Source organism: Desulfosporosinus sp. I2 (genome assembly GCF_000960765.1).
Lineage (GTDB): Bacteria > Bacillota > Desulfitobacteriia > Desulfitobacteriales > Desulfitobacteriaceae > Desulfosporosinus.
The window spans coordinates 1-5,962 of the sequence record NZ_JYNH01000207.1 but is presented as its reverse complement, the minus strand read 5'-3'; the positions used below and the strand labels follow the sequence as shown (position 1 = coordinate 5,962).

9 protein-coding genes and 1 pseudogene are annotated in these 5,962 nt (G+C 43.1%); 8 read left to right on the top strand and 2 right to left on the bottom strand.

All coding sequences use genetic code 11. From position 1 onward, the window contains the following. Both UF75_RS24320 and UF75_RS24315 read left to right on the top strand, forming a co-directional pair. Window positions 1–240: pseudogene (locus tag UF75_RS24320) on the top strand (hypothetical protein); the annotation flags it as partial. A 298-nt stretch (window positions 241–538) separates the two neighbouring features. Continuing rightward, window positions 539–799: an SHOCT domain-containing protein gene (locus UF75_RS24315; protein WP_045577098.1), complete on the top strand. Its 261-nt coding sequence runs from the start codon at window positions 539–541 to the stop codon at window positions 797–799. A gap of 163 nt (window positions 800–962) precedes the next feature. On the opposite strand, the gene UF75_RS28745 is transcribed toward UF75_RS24315, so the two are convergent. Beyond that, on the bottom strand, window positions 963–1,172 hold the full coding sequence (locus UF75_RS28745) for a hypothetical protein (RefSeq protein ID WP_156146599.1): 210 nt from the start codon (window positions 1,170–1,172) through the stop codon (window positions 963–965). Window positions 1,173–1,189: 17 nt separating this feature from the next. On the opposite strand from UF75_RS28745, the gene UF75_RS24310 reads away from it, so the two are divergent. From UF75_RS24310 to UF75_RS30550, 6 genes are all read left to right on the top strand, one after another. Further along, on the top strand, window positions 1,190–1,435 hold the full coding sequence (locus UF75_RS24310; RefSeq protein ID WP_156146598.1) for a hypothetical protein: 246 nt from the start codon (window positions 1,190–1,192) through the stop codon (window positions 1,433–1,435). A gap of 410 nt (window positions 1,436–1,845) precedes the next feature. Then, on the top strand, window positions 1,846–2,295 hold the full coding sequence (locus tag UF75_RS28740; protein ID WP_045577097.1) for a hypothetical protein: 450 nt from the start codon (window positions 1,846–1,848) through the stop codon (window positions 2,293–2,295). A 327-nt stretch (window positions 2,296–2,622) separates the two neighbouring features. After that, window positions 2,623–2,862, top strand: coding sequence for a membrane protein (locus tag UF75_RS24300; protein WP_045577096.1), 240 nt, complete (start codon window positions 2,623–2,625; stop codon window positions 2,860–2,862). Between the two features lie 121 nt (window positions 2,863–2,983). Next, the gene (locus UF75_RS24295; RefSeq protein WP_045577095.1) at window positions 2,984–3,658 is read left to right on the top strand and encodes an NlpC/P60 family protein; all 675 of its coding nucleotides are present in this window, start codon (window positions 2,984–2,986) and stop codon (window positions 3,656–3,658) included. A gap of 133 nt (window positions 3,659–3,791) precedes the next feature. Beyond that, window positions 3,792–4,427, top strand: a complete 636-nt coding sequence (locus tag UF75_RS30555) for a histidine kinase dimerization/phospho-acceptor domain-containing protein (RefSeq protein ID WP_242860415.1) — start codon at window positions 3,792–3,794, stop codon at window positions 4,425–4,427. Between the two features lie 39 nt (window positions 4,428–4,466). Then, window positions 4,467–4,913: an ATP-binding protein gene (locus UF75_RS30550; RefSeq protein WP_282433862.1), complete on the top strand. Its 447-nt coding sequence runs from the start codon at window positions 4,467–4,469 to the stop codon at window positions 4,911–4,913. Window positions 4,914–5,119: 206 nt separating this feature from the next. Here UF75_RS30550 and UF75_RS29495 read toward each other — a convergent pair whose 3' ends face one another. Continuing rightward, a complete protein-coding gene (locus tag UF75_RS29495) occupies window positions 5,120–5,587 on the bottom strand; it encodes a hypothetical protein (RefSeq protein ID WP_052693606.1) in 468 nt (155 codons plus the stop codon). Between the last annotated feature and the right edge of the window lie 375 nt (window positions 5,588–5,962).

Here is a 5,962-nt window from a genome sequence, read left to right as displayed (position 1 = left end):
CCGGCTACTACCCCGGTTGCAAGCCAAAACGATCTCTATAACCAAATGATCAATAACTGTGTCCAGATAGATCAACAAATGATGCAGCAATATGGCGTAAATCCACAAAATCAAGCAGCAATGCAACAACAATGGCAAAATGCGCAAAAAGACGGCAGCGTAAATAACAATAGATCCGATGGAAATAGCCGGACTGGGAACCAGATGTCCGGAAACGGGTCTGGGAACAGGGATTGGTAAAGAGATAAGCTTAGAGTAGGACAGGCTGCTTACAATGCGGGCCTGTCCAATTTTTATGTGTTTATGGAGAGCAAATCAAAATCAAAAGCATCCTACAAGGAAGTTGCATTTGTTGAATTTGCAATGTTCAGATGGGTGCCACCAAAGCCAATATTCTGGGGCTGAGGTAATTCTACAAGTAATTCATGCCTTAGCAGACTACTTTAACAAAAATGTTAAAAATCTGTGACGTTGGCGTAAAATGATAACTTTATACTATATTTACAATGTTAAAATTTACGGAAAGGAGGAGTGATTTATGTTTGGCGGTTGGGGCTGTGGCTCATATTATGGCGGCGGATTTTGGGGAATGGGGATACTTGGGATGGGAATCCAATTGCTTTTTTGGATAGTATTAATAGCATTAATTATATATTTATTTCGGAGGATAGGTTCTCGGGTTCATACACGAGGGTTTACCGGACAAGATCAGGCTTTGAATGTTTTGAATGAAAGGTATGCCCGTGGTGAGATTGACTTGGAAGAATATCAAAAGCGGAAAAACGAATTGCTAAGGTAACTTTGACCTACCCCTCAAAAAGTATTCTCCCTTAACGAATAACTGAATGAAAACAGGGGGTGGTCAAAAGAAAGAAGTGAGTGTTTAACATAAGTCTCCAAGTTAAGCGATGATACGAATTAAAACATTGTTGTAATCAAAGATTTAAAGAAGAAGGGTGATTTTACATGAAAAACATTAAAAACACATTTTTGGTAAGTGCCTTATCACTTGGTTTAATGGTTGGTGCAGTCGGTTTGGTCAGTGCTGCCACCTCCACCAATACTAACCCAACTGCCGCTTCTGCAACGATAGATAGTACACCAGTAGCAACAACAGTCAGTGCACCAGTTGCAACGCCAGTCAGTACATCAGTTGCAACGACAGCTGACACAAACGCGACCCAAAATAGTGGTAACCAAAATCAATCACCGCAAAGCAGTATACAACAAACTGCTCCTCAACCGTTGGTACCAACTCAACCAACTCCTCAACCGCCGGTACCGAATCAATCAAATCCAAATAGCTATGGTAACGGCTACGGTAACGGTAACGGTAACGGTAACGGTAACGGTAACGGCTATGGCTATGGTTGCGGTTATTACGGTAACGGCTACGGTTGTGGATATTACGGCAACGGGGGTTGGTAAAAGATGACGTCGGAGTAGGATAGGTGGCTTACAATAAGTGCCTGTCCTATTTTTTATACGTTTATGGTGGTCAAGCTAAAACCTCAAAACCAAACAGCTCGCCTTTAAGAAAATCGCATTTGTTAAATTGCAAGGTTCAGGTGGATACTGCCAATACCAACATAGATGCGGCAGTGCAGACATAGTGTGAACACTAGATCGAAATCATTCCAATAACGTATGCAGGTAAGATTTGAAATGTAAAATACTTTTTGAGCTACCCCTCAAAAAATATTCTCCCTTAACGAATAACTGGATGAAAACAGGGGGTGGTCAAAAGAAAGAAGAGAGTGGTTAACATAAGTTTGCAAGTTAAGCGATGATACTGATTTAAAACATTATCGTGATAAAAGGTTTAAAAAGGAAGGATGATTATTTATGAAAAACATTAAAAACACATTCTTGGTAAGTGCCTTATCACTTGGTTTAATAGTTGGTGCAGTCGGTGTAGCCGGTGCTGCCACTTCCACGAACTATCAGCAACAAATAGCTGACTGGATTAAAAATGATCCTAATCCAATGGTTATGAACACGAATACCAGTGCTACCCCGGTTGCTACGCCAGTCGCTACTCCAGTTGCTACCCCGGTTGCTCCTCCGGTTGCTACGCCAGTCGCTCCTCCGGTTGTTACCCCGGTCGCTCCTCCGGTTGCTACCCCGGTCGCTCCTCCTAGTACTAACAAAGTGACTCAACAAAGGCAACAAACTGCTCCCAAGCAACCGACGCAAAATTATAACAATGGATATAACGGATACAATGGATACAACGGAAATTGCTGGAATGGGGACCGGATGTCCGGTAACTGGTCTGGTAACATGGGTTGGTAAAAAATGAGGTTAGAGTAGGGCAGGCGGTTTGCAATAGGCGCCTGTCCTGCTCATTTAGGGGTTTAACTGGTCAGCTAATTAATATAACCCGAGAAAACTCACATTAAACAAACCCTTTAAAGAGATTCTAATGCAATTGACGGCTGTACGCAGGTAATCTATCTAGCTGCAGTTTTGACAACCCAGCAGGCTACGTTAACAAAGATGTTAAGAATATGTGACGTGGGCGTAAAATGAAACCTCTATACTTAGCTTAACAACGTTGAAAGTGACCTTGCTTTATTGTGGATGTTTTGATGGAAAGTTCACGGAAAGGAGGAGTGATTTATGTTTGGCGGTTGGGGCTTATTTTTTGGCGGCGGATTTTGGGGGATGGGAATCCACTTGTTTTTTTGGATAGTATTGATTGCATTAATTATATATATATTTCGACGGATAGGTTCTCGGGTTCTTATACGTCGGATTATCGAACCAGATCAGGCCTTAGATGTTTTACTTGGACGTTATGCCAGTGGTGAGATTGATTTGAGAGAATATCAAAAGAGGAAAAAAGAATTGCTACTGTAACAGTGGCACCATGAATCATTTCAATAATGTAAACCGGAAATGTAATTAATTAGTTATACCAGTTTCTTTCAAAGATTCCGTTACCTGTGAGATGTTAATCTTGAAAGGATGGAACAGAAGAATGAAAAACAAAATTATCCTTGGGCTCTTATTAATAATTTTTTCACTTTCCTTGTCAACTCCTGCCCAAGCAGCGCTAGGAAATGTTTTACTTAAGGTAGGATCCACGGGGGCAGATGTCGTAGAGCTACAGACAAAACTTAATGATGTGGGGTTTAATGTAGGGAAAGTGGATGGTATCTTTGGAAGTATAACAAAACAGGGTGTGATAAATTTTCAACTGGCAAATAGTTTGGTGGGCGATGGAATCGTTGGACCCTTGACCATAAAGTCGCTCAATGAGGCTTACTTGGTAAAGCAGCGTCAGAATAAAGTAGATTCCGTTATCGCGACTGCAAAACAATATCTTGGAGTTAAGTATCTATGGGGTGGGACTTCACCTCAAACTGGATTTGATTGTTCGGGTTATGTTCAATATGTGTTTGCCCAAAACGGAATCTCATTGCAACGGGTTTCACGTGATCAATATACTGTTGGGACCCAGGTTGCTTTTGAAGACCTTCAACCTGGAGATTTGGTTTTTTTCTCGTTTACTGGTGACGGTGTAGTAAGTCATGACGGAATTTATCTCGGCGATGGGCAATTTATCAATGCTTCGTCGTCTAAAGGGGTTACGGTCTATGTGATTGGACCGTACTGGAAATCCGTTTATGTTGGTGCCCGTCGTGTTTTTTAATGAGTGAATTGATTTAACGATAGGGCAGGCGGCTTACAATGGACGCCTGTCCTACTCTTGTAGGTGTTTAAAATCGGAATAGATTCTTACTGGGGGTTTAGGGACGGATAAAAGGAAGGGAGGAGATCTTCTTTTGCTAAATCATGAACCTCCTGCACAAAATCGTGCTCGGACTCTCTTTGACCTTATCGCGATTGGGCTTGTTGTAGTGATTTTGACGGCCATTCATTACACAAATTACCATTACGAAATGAATTATCACATTCTATTGCAATTCGCGTACTATCTCCCAGTGATTTATGCGGCCATGCGTTTTGGCCCTGCTGGGGGGATAATATCCAGCTTGGTCATTACGGTCCTCATTCTGCCGTTGATGATGTATTTCCAGGCAATGGCGCCATCGGCCATGTATACGCAGTGGGTGGAAATCGGCTTGATAAACGTAATCGGCTGGTTAACAGGATTCTTGACTGAACAGGAACGGAAGGCGTCACGCAACTATCAGCTCGCCCTAACAGTTCAGAAAGAATTGGTGGAAAAGTTAAAGCGAGAAGGGCAGGAACGTGAACGATTGGAGGGTGAGATCCGGCAAACGGAACGATTAACGGCACTGGGGCATATGAGTGCCGGGTTGGCTCATGAAATACGCAATCCCCTGGGGATCATGAAAGTGAGCATTCAACTAATGGCGCTGGAAAAAAGTGACGATGGAGTTGTTTCAGATTACTGTAGAGTGCTTATTGAAGAGTGTGAACGGTTAAATCGCTAGGTCAGCGAGTTTCTATCCTTTGCCCGTCCTAAAGAGCCCGTGCGTGGACAGATTGCGTTAGGGAAACTCTTGGACGAAGAAGTTACCCTGATCCAGCCTGCCCTGAGGCAACACCAGATTGAGTTGAAACAAGAACGAAGTCAGGTTGGCGAGCAAGAGGTTGAGGTGGACCCGGATCAGATTAAGCAAGTGATCCTAAATATTTTACTCAATGCCATCGATGCCCAGGGGGAAGGCGGTGTGATTCAGCTAGAGGGAGTTCGACAAGTTGGCTTAGTAGGATTCGCCGTCAGTGATGAGGGACCAGGTATCTCGCTGGATGTCATGCCCTATATTTATGATCCGTTTTTTACGACGAAGGAAAAAGGTACCGGATTGGGGTTATCTGTTGTGCATAGCATCCTTGATCAGCACGGAGGGAAGATATCTACTGCGAATAGAAGGGATGGAGGGGTTCGGGTAGAAATACTGCTCCCCTCCATTTAATAGAAGTTTTTCTTACGCTGAAAATTAGTAAAATACGAGATTGGGGAAAACATTACATACTTTTACTTACTATTTTTTAAGAGCTACCCTCAAAATAGCACAAACTGTTGCGAATAACTTACTGAAGAAGACAGGGGGTGGTCATTGGAAAAGAATCAAACAAAGCAAGGTCAAAAAAGCAAGCGCCATTGTAGTTATTTACGAATTTAAGTAATTAGTTTGAGGAGGATGATTTTGATGAAAAGTTTAAAAAATACGCTAATGGTAAGTACATTGTCTCTTGGGCTGATAATGGGAGCGGTAGCAGCAGTTAGTGCTGCTACATCAGCAACGTCTGTGGACCCTAGCACTACTGCAACTGTAACAACAACTACTTCTAGTGCAATCGTCATCCCAGCAACCACTACTCCAGTAACCACTACCCCAGCAACCACTACTCCAGCAACCACTACTCCTGCAACCACTACCCCTGCAACTACTCCTGCAACTACTACTCCAGCAACCACTACCCCTGCAACCACTACCCCAGCAACCACTACTCCAGCAACCACTACCCCAGCAACCACTACTCCTGCAACTACTACTCCAGCAACCACTACTCCAGCAACCACTACCCCTGCAACTACTACTCCTGCAACCGACCCAGCTACAACTGTCACCCCCGCACCGGTCACTACGGGACAAAGCAGTCAATATTTCTGCAATGATGACCTACAATGGCATTCTAATATGAATTCCCAACAAGACCAGCAATGGCATAACACACAACCGAGCCAAAGTGCTCAACCATCTAGTACGAATAAAAGCACAAATACTATGAACGGGAATGGTTATAACTCTAATCATAATGAGAGCCGTAATACCAATATGGGTGGGTCTGGTAGCCGAACCGGACATGGATGGTAAAATCTGCTGAATTGTTTAACTGGGCTGAGTCAATTTGAGGCAGCCCAGTTAAATTTAAGAAATATAGTTTGGTAATGGACGCAATGCGTGTAATGAAAACGGATTAGCCAAAGCAAGATGCTAGGAAAAGGTCAATCCTAAAA